19 protein-coding genes are annotated in these 20378 nt (G+C 45.3%); 10 read left to right on the forward strand and 9 right to left on the reverse strand.

Features of this window, described 5'->3' with window-relative positions; all coding sequences use genetic code 11:
* Positions 1-69: 69 nt before the first annotated feature.
* Complete coding sequence (gene efp, locus VER99_RS13320; protein WP_014233232.1) at positions 70-636, reverse strand: elongation factor P; 567 nt, start codon at positions 634-636, stop codon at positions 70-72.
* 32 nt (positions 637-668) lie between these two features.
* Here efp and epmB point away from each other — a divergent pair, with 32 nt between their 5' ends.
* Positions 669-1691, forward strand: a complete 1023-nt coding sequence (epmB, locus tag VER99_RS13325) for an EF-P beta-lysylation protein EpmB (protein WP_020336201.1) — start codon at positions 669-671, stop codon at positions 1689-1691.
* A 105-nt stretch (positions 1692-1796) separates the two neighbouring features.
* Positions 1797-2291 (forward strand): MgtC/SapB family protein, encoded by a 495-nt coding sequence (locus tag VER99_RS13330; RefSeq protein WP_014233234.1) that lies wholly within the window; start codon positions 1797-1799, stop codon positions 2289-2291.
* A gap of 75 nt (positions 2292-2366) precedes the next feature.
* Here the strand turns inward: VER99_RS13330 and VER99_RS13335 are convergent, their stop codons facing one another.
* Positions 2367-2930, reverse strand: coding sequence for a VC2662 family protein (locus VER99_RS13335; protein WP_020336202.1), 564 nt, complete (start codon positions 2928-2930; stop codon positions 2367-2369).
* 510 nt (positions 2931-3440) lie between these two features.
* Here VER99_RS13335 and VER99_RS13340 point away from each other — a divergent pair.
* A complete protein-coding gene (locus VER99_RS13340; protein WP_020336203.1) occupies positions 3441-4736 on the forward strand; it encodes a tyrosine-type recombinase/integrase in 1296 nt (431 codons plus the stop codon).
* 145 nt (positions 4737-4881) lie between these two features.
* The gene (locus tag VER99_RS13345) at positions 4882-5445 is read left to right on the forward strand and encodes a recombinase family protein (protein ID WP_020336204.1); all 564 of its coding nucleotides are present in this window, start codon (positions 4882-4884) and stop codon (positions 5443-5445) included.
* A gap of 552 nt (positions 5446-5997) precedes the next feature.
* On the opposite strand, the gene VER99_RS13350 is transcribed toward VER99_RS13345, so the two are convergent.
* The 3 genes from VER99_RS13350 to VER99_RS13360 form a co-directional block, all read right to left on the reverse strand.
* Positions 5998-6600, reverse strand: coding sequence for a hypothetical protein (locus tag VER99_RS13350; RefSeq protein WP_020336205.1), 603 nt, complete (start codon positions 6598-6600; stop codon positions 5998-6000).
* 273 nt (positions 6601-6873) lie between these two features.
* Positions 6874-8520, reverse strand: coding sequence for a chaperonin GroEL (gene groL, locus VER99_RS13355; RefSeq protein ID WP_020336206.1), 1647 nt, complete (start codon positions 8518-8520; stop codon positions 6874-6876).
* Between the two features lie 77 nt (positions 8521-8597).
* The gene (locus VER99_RS13360) at positions 8598-8888 is read right to left on the reverse strand and encodes a co-chaperone GroES (protein ID WP_005381516.1); all 291 of its coding nucleotides are present in this window, start codon (positions 8886-8888) and stop codon (positions 8598-8600) included.
* Positions 8889-9106: 218 nt separating this feature from the next.
* Here VER99_RS13360 and VER99_RS13365 point away from each other — a divergent pair, with 218 nt between their 5' ends.
* The gene (locus VER99_RS13365; RefSeq protein ID WP_020336208.1) at positions 9107-10492 is read left to right on the forward strand and encodes an MATE family efflux transporter; all 1386 of its coding nucleotides are present in this window, start codon (positions 9107-9109) and stop codon (positions 10490-10492) included.
* Positions 10493-10578: 86 nt separating this feature from the next.
* On the opposite strand, the gene pfkA is transcribed toward VER99_RS13365, so the two are convergent.
* From pfkA to VER99_RS13380, 3 genes are all read right to left on the reverse strand, one after another.
* Positions 10579-11541 (reverse strand): 6-phosphofructokinase, encoded by a 963-nt coding sequence (gene pfkA / locus VER99_RS13370; protein ID WP_014233238.1) that lies wholly within the window; start codon positions 11539-11541, stop codon positions 10579-10581.
* A gap of 285 nt (positions 11542-11826) precedes the next feature.
* A complete protein-coding gene (gene fieF / locus VER99_RS13375; protein ID WP_014233239.1) occupies positions 11827-12735 on the reverse strand; it encodes a CDF family cation-efflux transporter FieF in 909 nt (302 codons plus the stop codon).
* Between the two features lie 122 nt (positions 12736-12857).
* Positions 12858-13370, reverse strand: a complete 513-nt coding sequence (locus tag VER99_RS13380) for a CpxP family protein (protein ID WP_020336209.1) — start codon at positions 13368-13370, stop codon at positions 12858-12860.
* Between the two features lie 190 nt (positions 13371-13560).
* On the opposite strand from VER99_RS13380, the gene VER99_RS13385 reads away from it, so the two are divergent.
* From VER99_RS13385 to trmL, 3 genes are all read left to right on the forward strand, one after another.
* Positions 13561-14250, forward strand: a complete 690-nt coding sequence (locus tag VER99_RS13385; protein WP_020336210.1) for a response regulator — start codon at positions 13561-13563, stop codon at positions 14248-14250.
* Positions 14250-15647: an envelope stress sensor histidine kinase CpxA gene (cpxA, locus tag VER99_RS13390; protein WP_020336211.1), complete on the forward strand. Its 1398-nt coding sequence runs from the start codon at positions 14250-14252 to the stop codon at positions 15645-15647. Before VER99_RS13385 ends, cpxA begins: the two co-directional genes overlap by 1 nt.
* Positions 15648-15841: 194 nt before the next feature.
* A complete protein-coding gene (gene trmL, locus VER99_RS13395; protein ID WP_014233243.1) occupies positions 15842-16321 on the forward strand; it encodes a tRNA (uridine(34)/cytosine(34)/5-carboxymethylaminomethyluridine(34)-2'-O)-methyltransferase TrmL in 480 nt (159 codons plus the stop codon).
* A 70-nt stretch (positions 16322-16391) separates the two neighbouring features.
* Here the strand turns inward: trmL and VER99_RS13400 are convergent, their stop codons facing one another.
* Positions 16392-16925, reverse strand: a complete 534-nt coding sequence (locus tag VER99_RS13400) for an FxsA family protein (RefSeq protein ID WP_020336212.1) — start codon at positions 16923-16925, stop codon at positions 16392-16394.
* Positions 16926-17310: 385 nt separating this feature from the next.
* Between VER99_RS13400 and aspA the strand changes: the two genes are divergently transcribed.
* Both aspA and VER99_RS13410 read left to right on the forward strand, forming a co-directional pair.
* The gene (gene aspA, locus VER99_RS13405; RefSeq protein WP_020336214.1) at positions 17311-18762 is read left to right on the forward strand and encodes an aspartate ammonia-lyase; all 1452 of its coding nucleotides are present in this window, start codon (positions 17311-17313) and stop codon (positions 18760-18762) included.
* A 172-nt stretch (positions 18763-18934) separates the two neighbouring features.
* Positions 18935-20242, forward strand: a complete 1308-nt coding sequence (locus VER99_RS13410) for an anaerobic C4-dicarboxylate transporter (protein ID WP_014233246.1) — start codon at positions 18935-18937, stop codon at positions 20240-20242.
* The last annotated feature ends 136 nt before the right edge of the window (positions 20243-20378 follow it).

Raw genomic sequence — 20378 nt, forward strand, 5'->3', positions numbered from 1 at the left:
CATGTCAAAACTGCGGGCAATAAAAAAGGCCGCCGAAGCGACCTTTTTTATTCGATACGTTTAAGTGAATTACTTCACACGACCTACGTATTCACCAGTACGAGTGTCAACTTTGATCACTTCGCCAATTGCGATGAATAGTGGAACACGTACAACAGCGCCAGTTGATAGCGTAGCTGGTTTACCACCAGTACCTTGAGTATCACCTTTCAAACCTGGATCTGTGTCAGTAACTTCCAGCTCAACAAAGTTTGGTGGAGTAACTGAGATTGGGTTACCGTTCCAAAGCGTGATCATACAAGTGTTGTTTTCTACCAACCATTTAGCGTTCTCACCTACCGCTTTCGCATCAGCAGCGATCTGTTCGAACGTTTCATTGTTCATAAAGTGGTAGAATTCGCCGTCTGAATATAGATAATCTAGGTCGATATCCATTACGTCTGCCACTTCACAAGTGTCACCAGACTTGAATGTTTTCTCTAGCACTTTACCAGAAAGAAGTTTACGAATTTTTACGCGGTTGAACGCTTGGCCTTTACCTGGTTTAACGTATTCGTTTTCCAGAATTACGCAAGGCTCATTATCAAGCATTAACTTAAGACCGCCTTTAAATTCATTGGTGCTAACTGTAGCCATTTTTTCCTCTTACATTCTTAGAGCTAAATTCAATGCCGCACATAATAACCCGAAAAGTCGATTCTGTTGAGCAAAACTGGCTCAAACAGTTGGCGAATGGGATCTCTGATCCTGCAAAATTGCTCGAAAAACTGGAAATAGATCCCTCACCGTGGCAAGACGGGTTTGCTGCGCGCAAGCTGTTTGCACAGCGTGTACCGCAAAGTTTTGTCGATAGAATGGAAAAAGGCAATCCCAAAGACCCTCTTTTACGTCAGGTTTTACCGTTAAGTGAAGAGTTCGAAGTGCATGAGGGCTACTCCAGCGATCCACTTGAAGAGCAAGACAACGAGATTCCCGGCTTGCTGCACAAATATCGTAATCGTGCACTGATGATTGTTAAAGGAGGCTGTGCGGTGAATTGTCGCTACTGCTTCCGCCGACATTTCCCGTATCAGGATAACAAAAGTGGTAAACAAGCCTGGGCTCAAAGTCTCGAGTATATTGCGCAGCAGCCCGAGCTGAACGAAGTGATCTTCTCCGGCGGAGATCCATTAATGGCGAAAGATGATGAACTTCAGTGGCTGATAGAGCGGATTACACAAATTCCGCATATCAAACGTCTTCGAATTCACAGCCGCTTACCTGTGGTAATCCCAGCGCGTATAACCGATGAACTATGCCAGATACTTCGCGACTCCCGCTTGCAGGTTATCTTGGTCACTCACATCAACCATGCGAACGAATTAAGTAGCGAACTCGCCTCACAGCTGTTCAAACTCAAACAATCTGGTGTGACTCTACTCAACCAAAGTGTGCTGCTTAAAGATATCAATGACTCTGTGGATGCCCTGGTCGACTTGAGTGAAGCCTTATTTGATGCGGGAGTGTTACCTTACTACTTGCATGTACTAGACAAAGTCCAAGGTGCTGCGCATTACTTTGTTTCCGATGAGGAGGCAAAAACGATCATGCGCGGAGTAATAACTCGTGTGTCTGGTTACCTGGTGCCAAAACTTACGCGAGAGATCGGCGGCAGGCCAAGTAAAACACCGCTAGACCTCCATTTAGAGTAAATAGCGAGACCAGTTGAAGTTGAATTAAATTTGTCGTCACGAGCGTTTCTTTTTGTTCGCTTTGAGGGGTGATTCTATGCATACTCCGCGCTTTTGGAGGTCAAGATGCATACAACATTCGAACAAATTTTCGATCTTGGCCCATTTAGTTGGTCTGCTCTTCTATGCTGTGCCATCAATGGGTTAATGATTGGCATAGAACGCCAGACCCGTGGTAAACCGGTTGGCATTCGCACTGCAATACTCATTATTTCAGGCACCTACCTTTTCATGTCGATGGCGGTATCCTTATCGCCAAACACGCTTGATCAAGCACGTGTACTGGGTCAAATCATTACCGGTGTCGGATTTCTGGGCGCTGGTGTAATGATGACGCTAGATGGCAAAATCCACGGTGTGACGTCTGCGGCGGTCATCTGGGTACTAGCCGGGTTAGGCTTAATGATTGGTCTTGGTTATTTGTCTCAATCAGTGGTCATCACCGTACTGACTTTAACTGTGTTACTGGGCGTTGATGAAGCGGAGCGACACATCAAGTCCTTACGTCGCGGTGTGCATCAAAGAATACAGCGCAGAAAGTCGTCTCGCTTAATCAAATAAGCTCAAACGTGAGATATAAAAAGACCCCGACATCAGTTCGGGGTCTTTCTGTTTAAGTATTACTATAACTGCAGATTATTTCGCGAAGTTAATCAGTGGGAAACACTTCAAGAAGCCGTTATCCGCACAGTTAAGCAGACCAATTTGAATACCGTCGATTTGGTCTGTCATGTTGAAGAAACCTAGCTGGAAGTTAGACTTTTTAGAGATACTTGCCAGACCAACATCCGCCATTGTGTAGCCTTGGGAGTAGTTAACCGCACTCCAGTTAAGGCCTTTCACATTGTTAGTAATGTTAACCGCACCCAGGTTTAGGCCTGTTGTTTGGCCACGGTTCCAGTTAACAAGGCCAAGTGAAGCCCCTTTCATTTCTTGGTTTACTTTCGCTGCGCCGAAGAACAGACCAAAGTTAACACCGGTTGTACGATCGGTTTCAGACATACCAAGTAGAGAGAAATCGACCCCTTTCACTTCGTTAACCTGTCCGTGTAGAACAGCTAAGCGAACACCGCCCACTTCAGAGCGAGACGGCGCATTAATGTGATCAATTGTAGAAAACATCACAGGAGTGCTGTCAGCAAGCGCAACAGGTGATGCAACAGCGGCTACCACTGCCAAAGACGTCAAAAGCTTTTTCATTCTTATCTCCGTTATATTAAGCATTACTTACAACATAGCGTATGTGTACTCATTTTCTACTAATCGTATGAAAAAATTTCACTCGCATGCCATATTTAACAAGTTGACTATAATAGAAAAAATCTACAACGACCATATTTCAATATTTTCTGAAGTATTTCTTGTACCAGTCCCACACAATGATGATGTCATGTTCAGCCACGAATCTGGATAAACAAGTACGACGCATCGCCTTTAAATCAGTATTTCATCGCACTGCATAAACGACAAATTGAACTGCGATGACGTATCAACAAATCAAAAACGCCAAGCACAAAAAAGCCGAGGTAAAAACCTCGGCTTCTTCTTGGTTTGGTCAGATACCTCTTCGCTATAAAAACGTTACAGCGATAAGGTAAGCAGCGTATTACATCATGCCGCCCAAATAACCCTTAAACCCCTTAACCTACCGTAATATAAGACTTTGTGTTAACATTTGTCTCTACATTAGTCTCCACTTTTGAGTATACAGTGTCTCAAGATAATAAGTATTTAAAGAAGCGTAATAACCGCGATGTATGGCTTTTCTCTAAGCGTATCCCTAAGCAACTACAACACCTCTATGAAGGCAAAGAAGTCTTAACCAAGTCCTTGAAGACCTCCTGCATTAAAACAGCACGATTGCGCAGAAACGCTCTGCTTGCAGAAATGAGTTTACAGGAAGAGCAAGCCATAGACGGGGGACGAGCTACTTTCATAAGCTTCTATAGAACACTCAAAGAAGCTAAAGATATACACGGCTATGAGCCTTACGGTGTGCACCATAACATTGATTTAGAAGATGTAACGAACACAGACCGTTACCCAGAAATACAACGAGATGCGTTAAAGGCAGTGTATTCAGGTGAAACACCACTCAAGTACACCTGTACGTTACGGGAATCCATGACTGAGTGGTTAGAGCTAAACAGAAATAAAAATAAAGACACTATATCCAAAGTAAAATCTACAACTGAACGATTCCTTAAGCATTGTGAAGTGTTTGATTTACCACTACTCAGTATTGAGCGGTCTTCCGTTGTTGGCTTCATTAGCGAGCTAGCAGACGAGTGCTCAGTATCAACGATTAGAGCTCACTTAAGTAGACTGAAGACTGTCTATAAACATGCATGGGACATGGGACGCATTAAAAACAAAGACAACCCTTTTGCAGACCATTCATTGGCTCACCTTGAAACGAAGAAGGAAAAGAACCCTAAGCAATTGTTTAGTAGAGAGCAAATCCACTTATTGGCTAAATGGGCTGATGAGCAAACGGCTAAAGGTTCAAATATGGGTCTACTGTTCCGCCTTGGTCTCTTCACTGGGAGCAGGATTGGAGAGCTGTGTAGAATCAAGGTTAAAGATGTATATACAGACTCTGGGATTACTGCAATCAAAATCAGAATTGGTAAAACCTCTGCGGCTCAACGAACAGTGCCATTAACAGACTCACTAGCTTCAGAAGTATTACAGCTAATGGATGGTAGAGATCCTGAAAGCAAGCTGCTTGGATTGAACGGAGACAAGGCTAGTCGTGATTTCTCCCGATTTAAGGTAACTAATATCAGCAAAGACTCATCTCAATGCTTTCACAGTCTCCGTGTTCACGTGTCAACAGCATTGCTTAGAGCTGGAATTCAAGAAAACCGCTCTGCTTTCATAGTAGGCCATGAAGGCGGTAAGACCATGACTTATGGTTACTACGCCAAAGGGGATGAGTTAAAGACCCTCAAAGAGTTCATAGACAAAGCGGAAGAAGTAATTAAAAGGGACTGGTTAAACTAGTAAGTATTATCTGCTTTAGTTGTACCCGTTAGGTATACCCATATGACTACGGTCAAACACTGATCTAACAGTACCCGTTAGGGTTGATTTGTATTTATAGGTACTCTAACCTTAAGCACTTCTAAGAACCAAACGGGTACACTCAGTGGCACACATAGCTTATCTAAGGGTCTCTACTGTAGACCAAAACACAGACCGTCAACTTACTGATACTGGTATCTCATTTGATAAGTCTTTTACTGACAAGTGCAGTGGTGGCTCAACTAAACGACCAGCCTTAACGGAACTAAAGGAATACGTAAGGGATGGAGACACCATTCACGTACACAGCATTGACCGTCTAGCTCGTAACTTGGTTGATTTAAAGCAGTTAGTAAATGGTTGGAATGAGCAAGGTGTGAGCGTTAAGTTCCACAAAGAGAACCTTAGCTTTAACGCTGGTGGCAGTGACCACATGTCTGAGTTAATGCTGAATATGCTAGGAGCTGTAGCTCAGTTTGAGTTAGCCATGATTCAAGAGAGGCGTCAGGAAGGCATAGAGAAGGCTAAAGCGGCTGGTAAGTACAAAGGCAGACCTAGCAACGAAACGAACCACCAGCGGATCATAGAGCTACGTACTGAAGGGGTATCACTACGTAAGATTGCTTCTGAGGTTGGTGTGTCTTTGTCTACGGTTCAGAGAGCATTAGCAGCTAGTGGTAAAAACTAAGGTTTTCTAAGACACGTTTTGTGTGAACGTAGTGAGACGATGCAATTGTAGAGAAGACCTAACACCCCATACCCTCCCCCCTGTACCTATAACTACTAAGTCTCACTCTCTAAAGTTATTTAATCTAAGTGGTTAATAGTTAGTGGTTAACACTCTAAGGAAAATCTTAAGGGAGTCTTTAAGTTAGTACCTTAACGTTATCTTTAAGTTATCTTAAGGGGTCTTTTGTTTCTCTCCTCTCCTAAAGGAAGGGAGCTTTGTTTCTGTCCAATGATAGGGAAAAATCCCTGTTATTGGAAAATTCCCTAAAGGGAGAAAATAGGGACATTTAGCGTATAGAGCACAAACTACTAATCAATACCTCAAGCAGTTGATTGCATTAGTAAACACTAGACCTCAATGCGTCTCTAAAACGCTCTGTATGCGTCTCTGAGGCGCTTGTTTGAGGAAAGATAACACCGTATTCACTTACTAGTCAGACAGACCTCAACGACAGCCACAATGATTATTTGGTCTTGCTTAAAAGTTAGTGTCTTAAAATAGAATCCAATGTTATTGGTAAGAACTTGATAGCTTGGCCACTATGTTGTCATTTTGCTTTTTAAGTAACTCTCTTTCTGCCTCATCCTTCATTTCAGACCAACTAGAAAATGAAGTATTTTCAACAACAAATTTATCCCAACTGGAAGAATTAAAATCATCTTGAGACGTAAGCTTAAGATTTGAAGCTGAAACTAAACTATTTAAGTTCTCATAATGTGAACAAGACTGGATAAACTCAGAGGGAAACACATCATCAAGAACAAAGTGGTGTGTCACCATTTTTATAGCTTTACCGTTACATGTTACACAGAGAAAGTAAGTTCTATCCTTTCCGTTCCACTCTAGAATTTTCATGCGCGTTGTAAACGACTTGCCGCAGCAAGAGCATTCCTGAGCTTTTAACGAAGCTTGTTTAATAGATCGGTTGTAGCACTGTTTACAAAGTGCAAGCTTCTCACCATCCCTTTCAAAGTAATACCGATTCACTTTCTGATGGCTAATGGACTTCTTACATTCACAGCAAACAGATTTATCTTTGTCCATGTAATACAAGCAAATAGCTAGACACCCAATAACGCTCACGACTAGGGTAATTATTCCATTAGGTTCCATAGGTCATCCTTAAACGTGCAACGTTATATTGATATCTGAGGATAGATACTGTTTACCCCTCCAACAAGTATCCATAGTTAGAGGAAAGCTAATAGCAAAAAGGCTACCAAGCGGTTAAGCCTGATAGCCTCTTATTGAGCTTAGATAGCGGTCGTAACGTCCCTAAAGGACATGCCATTGATACCCCAAACGGGTCTATAAATGTCTCTACATGCGTCTCTACACACCCAGAAAAAACCCTTATAAATCAATAGCAAGTTACGGCATAGATTGTTACATCATGCCGCCCATACCACCCATACCGCCCATGCCGCCCATATCAGGCATGCCTGCGCCGTCTTTCTGTGGCATATCAGTAACCATTGCTTCCGTTGTGATCATCAGACCTGCAACCGATGCTGCGAATTGAAGTGCGCTACGAGTTACTTTAGTTGGGTCTAGGATACCCATCTCTAGCATGTCGCCGTATTCACCTGTTGCTGCGTTGTAGCCGTAGCTGCCTTCGCCTGCTTTCACGTTGTTCGCTACTACTGACTCTTCGTCACCCGCGTTCTTCGTGATTTGACGGATTGGCGATTCCATTGCACGTAGTGCAACGCGGATACCAACGTTCTGTTCTTCGTTGTCACCTTCAAGGCCAGCGATCATAGATGCTGCACGGATTAGAGCAACACCACCGCCTGCTACTACGCCTTCTTCAACCGCTGCGCGAGTTGCGTGAAGTGCGTCTTCTACGCGGTCTTTTTTCTCTTTCATTTCAACTTCAGTTGCTGCACCAACTTTGATTACTGCAACACCGCCAGCTAGCTTAGCTACGCGCTCTTGTAGTTTCTCTTTGTCGTAGTCTGAAGTTGACTCTTCGATTTGCTGACGAATCTGAGCAACACGGCCATGAATCATTGTTTCTTCACCGATACCATCGATGATAGTCGTGTTTTCTTTCGTGATAGCAACGCGCTTAGCTTGACCTAGGTCTTCTAACGTTACTTTTTCAAGCTCTAGACCTACTTCTTCAGAAATTACTGTACCGCCAGTTAGAACCGCGATGTCTTGTAGCATTGCTTTACGACGATCACCAAAACCTGGTGCTTTTACTGCCGCAACTTTCACGATGCCACGCATATTGTTCACAACTAGTGTTGCTAGCGCTTCACCTTCTACGTCTTCTGCGATGATTAGCAGTGGACGAGATGCTTTAGCCACTGCTTCTAGTGTTGGTAGAAGTTCACGGATGTTTGAGATCTTCTTATCAACCAGAAGGATGAATGGGTTTTCTAGATCAACAGAACCAGCTTCTTGGTTGTTGATGAAGTAAGGAGATAGGTAACCGCGGTCGAACTGCATACCTTCAACTACGTCTAGCTCGTCTTGTAGCGCCTGACCTTCTTCAACAGTGATAACACCGTCACGGCCAACACGTTCCATTGCTTCAGCAATGATGTTACCTACGCTTACGTCAGAGTTCGCAGAGATAGTACCTACCTGTGCGATAGCTTTAGTGTCGTTACACTCAACAGACAGCTCTTTTAGCTGTTCAACTGCTGCTGCTACTGCTTTGTCGATACCGCGCTTAAGATCCATTGGGTTCATACCCGCAGCTACTGCTTTCAGACCTTCGTTTACGATTGATTGCGCTAGTACTGTTGCTGTTGTTGTACCGTCACCTGCAGCATCGTTTGCTTTAGATGCTACTTCTTTAACCATTTGAGCGCCCATGTTCTGGAACTTGTCTTCCAGTTCGATTTCGCGCGCTACAGATACACCATCTTTAGTGATTGTTGGTGCACCGAAAGATTTATCTAGAACGACGTTACGGCCTTTAGGACCTAATGTCACTTTTACCGCGTCAGCCAGAACGTTTACACCTTCTAGCATCTTAACTCGTGCGTCATTACCAAATTTAACGTCTTTAGCAGCCATCTTTGATTTCCTTTCTACAATTCTTTAAGTTCGACTTGGTTTTTGAATCTGAGCAAAAAATTACTCAATGATTGCTATTATTCAACGATTGCCATGATGTCGTTTTCAGACATCACTAGCACTTCTTTACCGTCGATTTTTTCAGTCTTAGTGCCGTAACCTTCAGCGAAGATAACAGTATCACCAACTTTAACGTCCAGCGGTAGCACTGTGCCGTTCTCTAGAATGCGGCCTTTGCCTACAGCTAGAACAACACCGCGAGTTGATTTTTCCGCAGCAGAACCAGTCAGAACGATTCCACCAGCTGACTTAGATTCAACTTCTTTACGTTCAACGATAACTCGGTCATGTAATGGACGAATGTTCATTGGTCGTCTCTCCTGAAAATTTCCATGTTTATTTGATAATTGCCCTTCTGGGACACGTGATCACTATATAAGGGGTCCAATGAACGATCCCAAGGGGCGAGCATGATTTTTTTGTGACTTAGTTAAAAGATCGCAACGGTTTGCGTGAGAAATGCGCACTCGCTCACCTTCTTGCTTTCTTGTATCCTTGCAGTTTATCCACCAGATAGACGTTAAACATGCTGGAAAGAAACAAGCCGGAACACCAAGCAACAGATAAACATGGTTTGTTGAGCGCACCCATTCCCGAAACACTGAGAAAAATGACGGTCCCGATGACGGTGGGCATGATCGCGATATTGATGTTCAATCTGGTCGATACTTTCTTTATTTCTCTGCTCGGCACTCAAGCCCTAGCCGCCATTAGTTACACCTTTCCGGTCACCTTTGGTGTGAATTGCATTACGATGGGCATTGGCATGGGCCTTTCGACCAATATCGGCCGATTACTCGGACAGGGGCACTCTGCGCAAGCCGCACGTTTTACTACTCATGGTCTACTGTTAGCTGTCATGCTAGTTGTGATTGCGTCATCAGTTGGCTTTGTGACCATCAGACCACTGTTTGGTTTTCTTGGTGCGACTGACGATCTTCTTCCACTCATCGAACAGTACATGCAAGTGTGGTATCTCACCATTCCATTACTGGTGATCCCAATGGCTGGCAACAGTGCAATCCGTGCGACGGGTGATACGAAAACCCCAGCTAAAATCATGATGCTGGCAGGGTTGATCAACGGAATGCTGGATCCGCTACTGATCTTCGGCTTTGGGCCTTTTCCTGAACTTGGAATCCAGGGCGCAGCAATTGCGAGTGCTTTTAGTTGGTTAGGCGCTTTAGTCGGCTCGTCATACCTACTAGTTAAACGGGAGAAACTTCTGGCTAAGCCGCAGTGGTTACATCTGAAACAAGATTGGCAACAGACATTGAAAATCGGTACGCCAGCGGCCTTCTCTACCGCAATGACGCCGCTGTCTGGCGCTATTTTGATGATGCTGCTGTCAAGCCACGGAACCGCAGCCGTTGCCGCTTATGGCGCCGCACAGCGCATCGAGTCGATACTGATTCTGGTCTTGATGTCACTGACCTCAGCTTTAACGCCGTTCATGGCACAAAATCTCGGCGCTAATAACCCACAGCGGGCATTCGCAGGATTATTCCTCAGCATGCGCTTCGCAGTTGTGTTTCAGGGGCTTATCTTCCTTGCAATGGTGCCTTTGAGCATCCCTCTGGCGGCTCTTTTCTCACAAGAAGAAGCAGTTAAAAATCTGCTTTGGCATTATCTCCTTGTTGTGCCGTTCAGCTACGGTTTCCAGGGTATTGTGATGATATTAGTGAGCGGGCTGAATGCGATGCACAAGCCATTACGCGCTTTCCAATGGAGCTTTATGCGCTTGTTCTTATTCATGCTGCCTGCAGCTTGGATTGGCAGCTACCTGTACGATGTTGAAGGGCTATTTATCGGTATTGCGGTGGGTAATATATTAGGTGGGTTGCTTGGTTACATGTTTGCGCTTCGCGAACGAAAGTTAATGCTGGTAGAACACAGCATTTCCTCTTCATGAACCCTGTCCTCCCCTAGCTTTAGAAAAACAGAGACAAAAAAACCGCGTATCAACGCGGTTTTTTATTTTAGCTAAGAGCGGTCGACTTAGAACAGCTCTTCTGCAACCTTGTACAAGTCATTACGTACAGGGCGCTTCATGTTTTCGATCGCATCAATAATATCGTGATGAACAAGCTGCTCTTTCACGATACCAACACAACGGCCACCGTGACCTTCCATCAGAAGATGGACCGCGTAGTTACCCATGCGAGATGCAAGAACACGGTCAAATGCAGTAGGACGACCACCACGTTGGATATGACCTAGTACTGTCGCACGAGTTTCACGACCTGTTGCCGTTTCAATATCACGTGCAAGCTCGTTTGCATCCATCATCAGTTCAGTAAGAGCAATGATTGCGTGTTTCTTACCTTTTGCGATACCGTCTTGAATGTTGCCGATCAGCTTCTCTTTATCAAGACCCGTTTCTGGTGTGATGATGTACTCACAACCACCAGCGATAGCAGACATCAGAGTCAGGTCACCACAGTGACGGCCCATGATTTCTACAATTGAAATACGTTGGTGAGATGAAGAAGTGTCACGTAGACGGTCGATTGCATCAATAACTGTGTTTAGTGCAGTTAGGTAACCGATAGTGTAATCCGTACCCGCAATATCGTTATCGATAGTGCCTGGCAGACCGATACATGGGTAACCCATTTCAGTCAGTTTTTTTGCACCCATGTAAGAACCGTCACCACCAATCACGACCAGTGCGTCGATACCGTGTTTCTTCAGATTCTCAATAGCTTTTTCGCGTACTGCCACTTCCTTGAACTCAGGGAAACGTGCAGAACCCAGGAACGTACCACCTTTGTTAATAACATCAGAAACACTAGAACGATCTAGCTTCTCGATGCGGCCTTCATAAAGACCTAGGTAGCCATCGTACACACCAAACACTTCCAATCCCTCAGAAAGCGCTGTGCGTACCACGCCGCGTACTGCAGCGTTCATACCAGGTGCGTCACCGCCACTTGTTAAAACACCGATCTTCTTAATCATGCTCACCCTCGATCTTTGGCAATCAATTTATTTAATTTTCTTCTAGGCCCCTTGTCACCAAGCAACCTGCATAATCCAGAACTGTGCGTTATGTTACATTTCCTATACCGGATTACCAATGAAAACACACATTTTTATGTAACTTTTCTACTTATGTAAGAGTATTACAGCTTCTACTATCAACTTCGTTGATTCACATCAGTATCAGGATTCTTAAAGCGTATTGATGGAAAGATAGACAATAAGCGCCTATTTGTCGTCAGACGCTTTTGTATTTTTCGAGCTCTACCAATCTTGCTCTTTCTGTTCTTTCTCTGGTCCATAAATGACAGATATCGGATCTTGGTGGATCAATACATCCGCTTCAGGAAAGACAGACAAGAGGTTTTCTTCCACTTTATCAGCTATATAATGGGCTTCGATTAAACGTAAGTCATCATCCAGCTCGAGATGCAACTGAATAAAACGTGTCGGCCCGGACATCCGAGTTCGTAACTGATGAACACCTCTCACCCCTTTCACGCTCAAGCACTGAGTGTGAATTTCCTCTAATTCTGTATCAGGCAGTTTTCTGTCCAATAACGTCTGAGTCGCTTCATTCACCATTTTGAAAGCACTGTAAAGAATGAACACGCCAATACCAATCGCAAACACTGCATCCGCTTGGGTGACACCAAAATAACTTAACCCGAGCGCAACCATAATCGCCGCGTTCATATAAAGGTCAGTCTGATAGTGAAGTGAATCGGCTGCAATGGCTTGGCTGCCTGTCACTCGCACTACGTGTTTCTGAAACGTCACCAAACCAAGCGTGACGACAATAGCAAACAACGAGACATAGACACCGAGCTCAGGAGTATGTAAAGCCTGAGGACGGAAGAAACGCTCAACCCCATTGAGGATCAAGAATACCGCGGAGCCAGAGATAAACATGGCTTGTGCAAGGGCCGCTAATGACTCCGCCTTGCCGTGGCCAAAAGTATGTTCCCTGTCTGCTGGCTGCAAGGCATAACGAACCACAACTAAATTCACCACCGACGCGGCAATGTCCAGCATAGAGTCAATAAGAGAGGCTAAAAGGCTGACCGAACCTGTCACCCACCAAGTGATGACCTTAACCAGTAAAAGAAGCGTTGCCGTGATTGTTGCAGTCCAGGCTGCTGTCGTCACTAAGCGTGCGTATTGATGTTTCATAATCAAAGAGTTAACTCAAACCATAACCAAAGTATACCTCGATAATTATTTAATGAGTATGAAATAGCCAGATCAAAAAGAGGCAGCCATGGCTGCCTCTTAAGATTTTTTCGTTGTGTCGGTTAGTTGCTGCTTGGTTTAGTCATGCGTTTTTGCATTCTTTCACCACACTGTTGCATACGTTCATTTTGCAACTTCACAAACTCTGCTTTTTGCTCAGGAGTCAGTACACTCAACATTTGGTGTTTTCTTTCCAGCATTTGTACACGACGCTCAGTTTGTTTTTCTACCATTTCTTTGGCTAACGCATTCGCTTGGGCTTCATCAAAGTTATCCGCCAGCACAAGAGCCTGCATTTTTGCGTGGTAAGCTTGTCGCTCCGCTCTACGAGCATCACGTTCTGCCGCATTTTTACCTTTCATCTCCGCACGGTTAGCGTCACGAAATGATTGTAATTGCTCTTTTTGCGCGTCAGTCAGATCCATTTGGCGCATAATTCCTCGGTCCATTCCCGGGCCACATTCGTCGCGAGGACCTTTTTGCTGGTCTTTACCACCGTAGGCGAAGGCACCTGCAGCACCAAGAGTAAGTGGTAGAACAACGGCAGCTAACACAATTTTTTTTGCAGATTTCATAATTTGATTCCTCATACATCTGATTGCTTCTTCTGGGCTGTTCTCCCAGCGCTTGAGTATAGAATAGGACGCGCTAAGTAAAGTGACGTATAGGGAGCGTAAAGATTCGTAAAGAGTGATTTTTATACTCTTCGTCACCCATCATTCCAATGTAATATTAAATAAAAGGTAATTGATGGTAGGTCCCTAAATGGCAAACATTCTTTTGATTGATGACGATATAGAGCTAACTAGCCTGTTAAAAGAAGTGCTCAGCTTCGAAGGGTTTGAAGTCAGTGAAGCGAATGACGGAGAAGCAGGTTTAGCTGCCGTGACAAGTGAAGTCGATTTGATTTTGCTGGATGTCATGATGCCTAAACTCAACGGCATGGAAACATTAAAGCGCTTGCGTGAAAACTGGGAAACCCCGGTACTAATGCTGACCGCTAAAGGGGAAGAAATAGACCGAGTGATTGGCTTAGAGCTAGGGGCAGACGATTACTTACCGAAACCCTTTAGTGACAGAGAACTACTGGCTCGCATTCGCGCCATTTTACGCCGTACCAGTGCAACGCAAAAAGACAGTAAAAGCAGTGACTGCATTGAGTATCAAGAACTTCGCCTTTACCCAGGCAAGCAAGAGGCTTACTGCGATCAGCTGCTGCTTGATTTAACGGCAACAGAATTTGCTTTGCTCACACACTTTGTACAACACCCTGGGCAAGTCCTGACGAAAGAAACCCTGAGCTTGGATGTGCTTGGCAAGCGACTCGCCGCTTTTGACCGCGCGATTGATATGCACGTCTCCAACTTACGCAAAAAGCTGCCCGACCAAAGTAATGGCAAACCACGTATCAAAACCTTGCGTGGCCGAGGCTATATGTTGCTTGAGGAAGATTAATGAGCCAAATATCACGCATCAAACTGCCAAATATTAACAGCTTGTATGGACGCATATTTGCCATCTTCTGGTTCACTATGCTGTTAGTGTTAATCGCTGTGCTATCACTACCGCATCTGGATCCACGTAAAGCGCGTGATATTCCAAGTGCGCCTTATCAGCGCATGCTAGAAGTGCGTGACGAAATTCAGAATCAATACAGTAAAGAAACTGACCTTGGCCGCATTCTATTTAGTATTGAGGGACATCGCCAAAATAAAAACGACCCTCGGCCACGGATGTTCTTTTCTGACTATAACGGAAAAATATTAACCACTGACCACCGCAACAACTTTCAAATGCGGGCGATGCAAAACTTTGTTTCCATCATCGAAGACAATAACCAACCGAAACAAAAGCTCTATGGCCGATACATGGTCGCCGGGCCAGTGCCAATTACATTAGCCGGTTCTGATCTTTTGATGTACGTCGGCTTTAAATGGAATGAGCCACCGCCATTGCTGCTGAGACTGTTTGATCACCCTGTTCAGTTATTACTTGCCGTCATGCTGGCGAGTACACCTTTGCTACTTTGGCTGGCATGGGCATTGAGTCAGCCTGCACGTCGACTCGAAGCCGCCGCACAGCGCGTAGCCAAAGGAGAATTTGTCACAGACCCTAATCTGGAGAAAGGGACTTCAGAGTTCCGTCAGGCGGGCAGCAGTTTCAACCAGATGGTCGAAGCCGTAAATCAGATGATATCCGGTCAGCAACGTCTGCTCTCAGATATCTCTCATGAACTGCGTTCACCTCTGACTCGACTGAGAATGGCCAATGCATTAGCGACACGCAAACAAGGCGAAAGCCCAGAGCTAACAAGGATTGATACCGAGGCTCAGAGGCTTGAGCAAATGATCAGTGAGCTACTGGAGCTGTCCCGAATGCAGGCGAATAGCCACATGACACGTGAAACTCAACCGATTCAAAGTTTGTGGGAAGAGATCATTGAGGACACTCAATTTGAAGCGGAACAAATGGGTAAACAATTGCGTTACTCCCCGCTACCGAAAGGCAGTATTTCCGGCAACCCTAAGTTGCTAATGAGCGCTGTGGAAAACATCATTCGCAACGCCATTTACTACGGGAAAGATCAGGTTGAAATTAATCTAGAAACGCAAGGTAACACTCTGCACATCACTGTAGATGATAATGGTGAAGGAGTGCCAGATGCCGAGCTGGAAGCCATCTTCCGACCATTCTACCGAGTCTCTACCGCTCGTGACCGTCACTCTGGCGGAACAGGATTAGGGCTGACGATCACCGAAAGTGCCATTCGTCAACACAGCGGGACCATTGTCGCCAGTCGCAGCCCACTGGGTGGTTTGCGCATGACAATAACATTGCCTTTGAGTTTGTAGCCAAAGCTCGCACCATTCAACTGACCAGGTAAACCCTCCGTCTCAGGAGGGTTTACTTTTTCTCAACACTGTCCAATGGCGACTCAGTTTCCATTGGAGTCGCATGTGTAGCTTTGCCAGTACTTGGGTGTATACCCCAGTCGTAGCTACGGTATATACTGCCTCTCTCTTTTGACTAACTCTATTTCTATACCATGTTTGATATCGCTTTATACGAACCAGAAATCGCGCCGAACACCGGCAACATCATTCGACTTTGTGCCAACTGCGGTGCAAACCTTCATTTGATTGAGCCACTGGGTTTCGATCTGGAAGAGAAAAAAGTGCGCCGTGCGGGCTTGGATTATCATGACTTGGCTCGAGTAACACGTCATAAAAACTATCAGGCATTCTTAGATTATTTAGAGGAAGAGAAGCAAGGTAACTACCGCCTGTTCGCCTGTACAACCAAAACGACAGGTCACCATGTAGATGCTCAGTATCAAGCCGGTGACGTGCTGCTTTTCGGTCCGGAGACCCGTGGTTTACCTGCGGAAGTGATTGAAAGCCTGCCTATGGAGCAACGTATTCGTATTCCAATGATGCCAGATGCCCGCAGCCTGAACTTGTCGAATGCCGTCGCTATTATTGCATTTGAAGCATGGCGTCAGATGGGCTTTGAAGGTGCTCAATAATCGCTGGATTATAGTGACAAAAAAGGGCGCCAGATGCGCCCTTTTGTCTTCTGCAGGAACTGATAATTAATCAGTTAAGCTTATTTCGGTCATTACGATCGTCATCGTCGTCTTTACGCTCGTATTCACCTTCGAAGGTATTGCCATTATCCGAGCGAGAATCGAATGGACCACGACGGAATGGATCTTCGTCAAATGGCCCCTGCTGCCCAGAAAAACCGCTGTGGAAGCCACCACCGTGGACCGTTTTCACCACCATTTTACTCATCAGGTATTTTGCAATCGCAGCTCTAGGCGCAGGCAACAATACCAACATACCAAGTGCATCCGTCATAAAGCCCGGAGTTAACAGCAGCACGCCAGCTACAGCCAGCATGACACCTTCAAAAATCTGCTGAGCAGGAATTTCACCTTGCTCAAGACGCCCCTGAACTGACATCAGTGTTTGAATACCCTGACTACGCACGAGTGACGCCCCAACAAACGCGGTGATGAGCACCAACGCAATGGTCGGCCAGAGGCCTAAAAACCCGCCCACCTGAATAAACAAGCCGATTTCAATGATCGGAACAAAAATAAACGCCAATAATAAGATAGGAAACACACGCCCTCCTTTGTTTAATTCAGTGTAATGGTAAAAGCTAACCAAGCTCAAACGAATCGTTGTAAAAAAGCGTGTTCAGCACTTGTTGATGAAGTAAAAGATGCCTTTCCATTGGCACGAAGCAGATAGCCATAATCACAAACATGAACAGTAGAAACACTGCCCTGAAACGTAAGGCAATAACCTGTTCATACTTTGCAAACTATTGACGCATTAAAAACCAAAAAGGTGATCTAGTTACTATTTTTATGTGCTAGGTAAAGTATGATGTGCCACATAAGTCAGGACGGATTTTCCAGCCCAAAATTCTGATGAATGGATTCTAGATTGCAGAATAGGCTAATACTCAACCATATTATTAGAATTATCATCTAAGGATCCTGTTATGGCTACTCTATCTGATGCTCAAAAAGCAGTTAACTCAGCCACTCGTATTGAAGAAGATCTATTAGGTCAACGTCATGTCCCTGCAGATGCGTACTACGGTATTCACACTCTACGTGCCATCGAAAACTTCAACATCTCTAACGTAACCATTTCTGACGTACCTGAATTTGTACGTGGTATGGTAATGACCAAGAAAGCCGCAGCGCTGGCAAACAAAGAACTTGGTGCGATTCCAAAAGATGTTGCTAACTACATCATCGAAGCATGTGATTTGATCCTGGAAACAGGCAAGTGCATGGATCAATTCCCTTCAGACGTATTCCAAGGTGGCGCTGGCACTTCTGTCAACATGAACACCAATGAAGTGATCGCCAACGTTGCTCTTGAAATCATGGGCAAGGAGAAAGGCCAGTACGAATTCGTCAACCCGAATGATCACGTAAACAAAAGTCAGTCAACTAACTGTGCTTACCCTACCGGCTTCCGTATTGCAGTTTACAACAGCGTACACAAGTTGATGGAAGCGATTGAGTACCTGAAAGGCGCATTCGAACTTAAAGCAATTGAGTTCAAAGATGTGCTTAAAATGGGCCGTACTCAGCTACAAGACGCGGTACCAATGACGGTTGGTCAAGAGTTCCACGCTTGGGCGGTAACATTAAACGAAGAAATTCGTGCTCTGGACTACACATCAAAACTACTTCTAGAAATTAACTTGGGCGCGACCGCTATCGGTACGGGCCTGAACACTCCAACAGGTTACCAAGCTCTGTCGGTAAAACACCTGGCTGAAGTAACAGGTCTGGACGTGGTTCCTGCAGAAGACCTTATCGAAGCGACGTCAGACTGTGGTGCTTACGTGATGACACACAGTGCCCTAAAACGTCTGGCAGTGAAACTGTCTAAGATTTGTAACGACCTGCGTCTGCTTTCATCTGGCCCACGTGCTGGTCTGAATGAACTTAACCTTCCTGAAATGCAAGCCGGCTCTTCTATCATGCCAGCGAAAGTGAACCCTGTTATCCCTGAAGTTGTAAACCAAGTGTGCTTTAAAGTACTGGGTAACGACAACACGGTATCTTTCGCAGCAGAAGGCGGCCAGCTACAGCTAAACGTAATGGAACCAGTGATCGCGCAAAGCATGTTTGAGTCCATCTCACTACTGCAAAATGCGTGTATTAACCTGCGTGACAAATGTATCGATGGCATCACAGTGAACAAAGAAGTCTGTGAAAACTACGTATACAACTCCATCGGTATCGTAACCTACCTGAACCCATACATCGGTCACCATGAAGGCGACATCGTCGGTAAGATTTGTGCGGAAACTGGTAAGAGTGTTCGTGAAGTCGTGCTAGAGCGCGGTCTGCTAACAGAAGAAGAACTCGACGAAATCTTAACTGTTGAAAACTTCATGCATCCAACTTACAAAGCGAAACGCTACGAGTAAGTCATCTTCCATAGGGGCCTATAAGGCCCCTTTTTAGGGTTCCGTACGGTTAACCACACTTTTTCTAAGCTTTTTAATGCCATAGCTCTTGGGCTCTGATTCTCTGAACATTTACTCCTGTTCCTGAGTGTTCAAAAAATCAGAATCTATACAAACTAAAGAGGTATCTATAATGGTCATGGTCGAACTCTTCGTGGTTCTGCTCTTTATCTATTTGGGAGCGAGAATCGGCGGTATCGGCATCGGTTTTGCCGGTGGTGCGGGTGTCATTGCATTGTCTTTGATCCTAGGCGTTCCTACTAGCCAGGCTTACATCCCTGTTGATGTAATTTTGATCATCATGTCAGTGATTACCGCTATTGCAGCAATGCAAGTTGCAGGTGGTCTGGACTGGATGGTGCAAGTTGCCGAAAACTTTTTGCGTAAACACCCTGAACGCATCACCTTCTATGCGCCAATCGTGACATACATAATGACACTAATGGCGGGTACTGGTCACACTGCTTTCTCTACTTTGCCAGTAATTGCCGAAGTGGCTAAAGGTCAGGGCGTTCGTCCTTCTCGTCCTTTGTCTATCGCCGTTGTCGCATCGCAAATTGCCATCACAGCATCTCCAATCTCTGCGGCTGTGGTCGCTTTCGCAGCCATGCTTGCTCCATTTGGCGTCGATTACCTCACTCTACTCGCTGTGTGTATTCCAACCACATTCATCGCTTGTATGGTCGGTGCGTTCATTGCGAACTTCATGGGCAGTGAACTAAAAGACGATCCTGAATATCAACATCGTCTGGAAAATGGCCTCATCAAACTCAATACTGAAGAAAAACGCGAGATTCTACCAACAGCGAAGAAAGCAACGTTTATCTTCCTTGGCGCTATCGCCTTCGTAGTGTGCTACGCAGCAGCAATCTCTGGCTCTGTGGGTCTTATCGAGAACCCAGCACTGGGTCGTAACGAAGCGATCATGACAGTCATGCTTGCGGCAGCAGCAGCTATCGTAATGAGCTGTAAGATCGACTCGAGCAAAATCCCAGCGGCAGCAACATTCCGTTCTGGTATGACAGCGTGTGTTTGTGTACTTGGTGTGGCATGGCTAGGCTCTACATTCGTGAACGCTCACGTTGATGGCATTAAGGAAGTGGCTGGTGCACTTCTAGCAGACTACCCATGGATGCTTGCATTGGTGCTCTTCTTCGCTTCTATGCTGCTTTACTCACAAGGCGCAACGACTGTTGCATTGATGCCTGCAGCATTAGCGATTGGTGTCGCACCACTGACTGCGGTTGCATCATTCGCGGCGGTAAGTGCGCTGTTCGTACTACCAACTTACCCGACGCTACTTGCCGCGGTTGAGATGGACGATACAGGCTCAACACGTATTGGTAAGTACGTGTTCAACCACCCATTCTTCCTACCAGGTGTCGCAACCATCGCGTCAGCGGTGACATTAGGCTTCATCTTCGGTGGCCTGCTGATCTAGCAGAAACAGAGTCTTACTCGGGGAGCTTCGGCTCCCTTTTTTATTGCCAGAATTTGAACGTATTGATTAACAAATCTTCACTTTGATGAAACTTATCGGTTAGTCAGCAGGTCTGATTGAGTTACACTTACGGCAA

Source organism: Vibrio natriegens NBRC 15636 = ATCC 14048 = DSM 759, assembly GCF_035621455.1.
Lineage (GTDB): Bacteria > Pseudomonadota > Gammaproteobacteria > Enterobacterales > Vibrionaceae > Vibrio > Vibrio natriegens.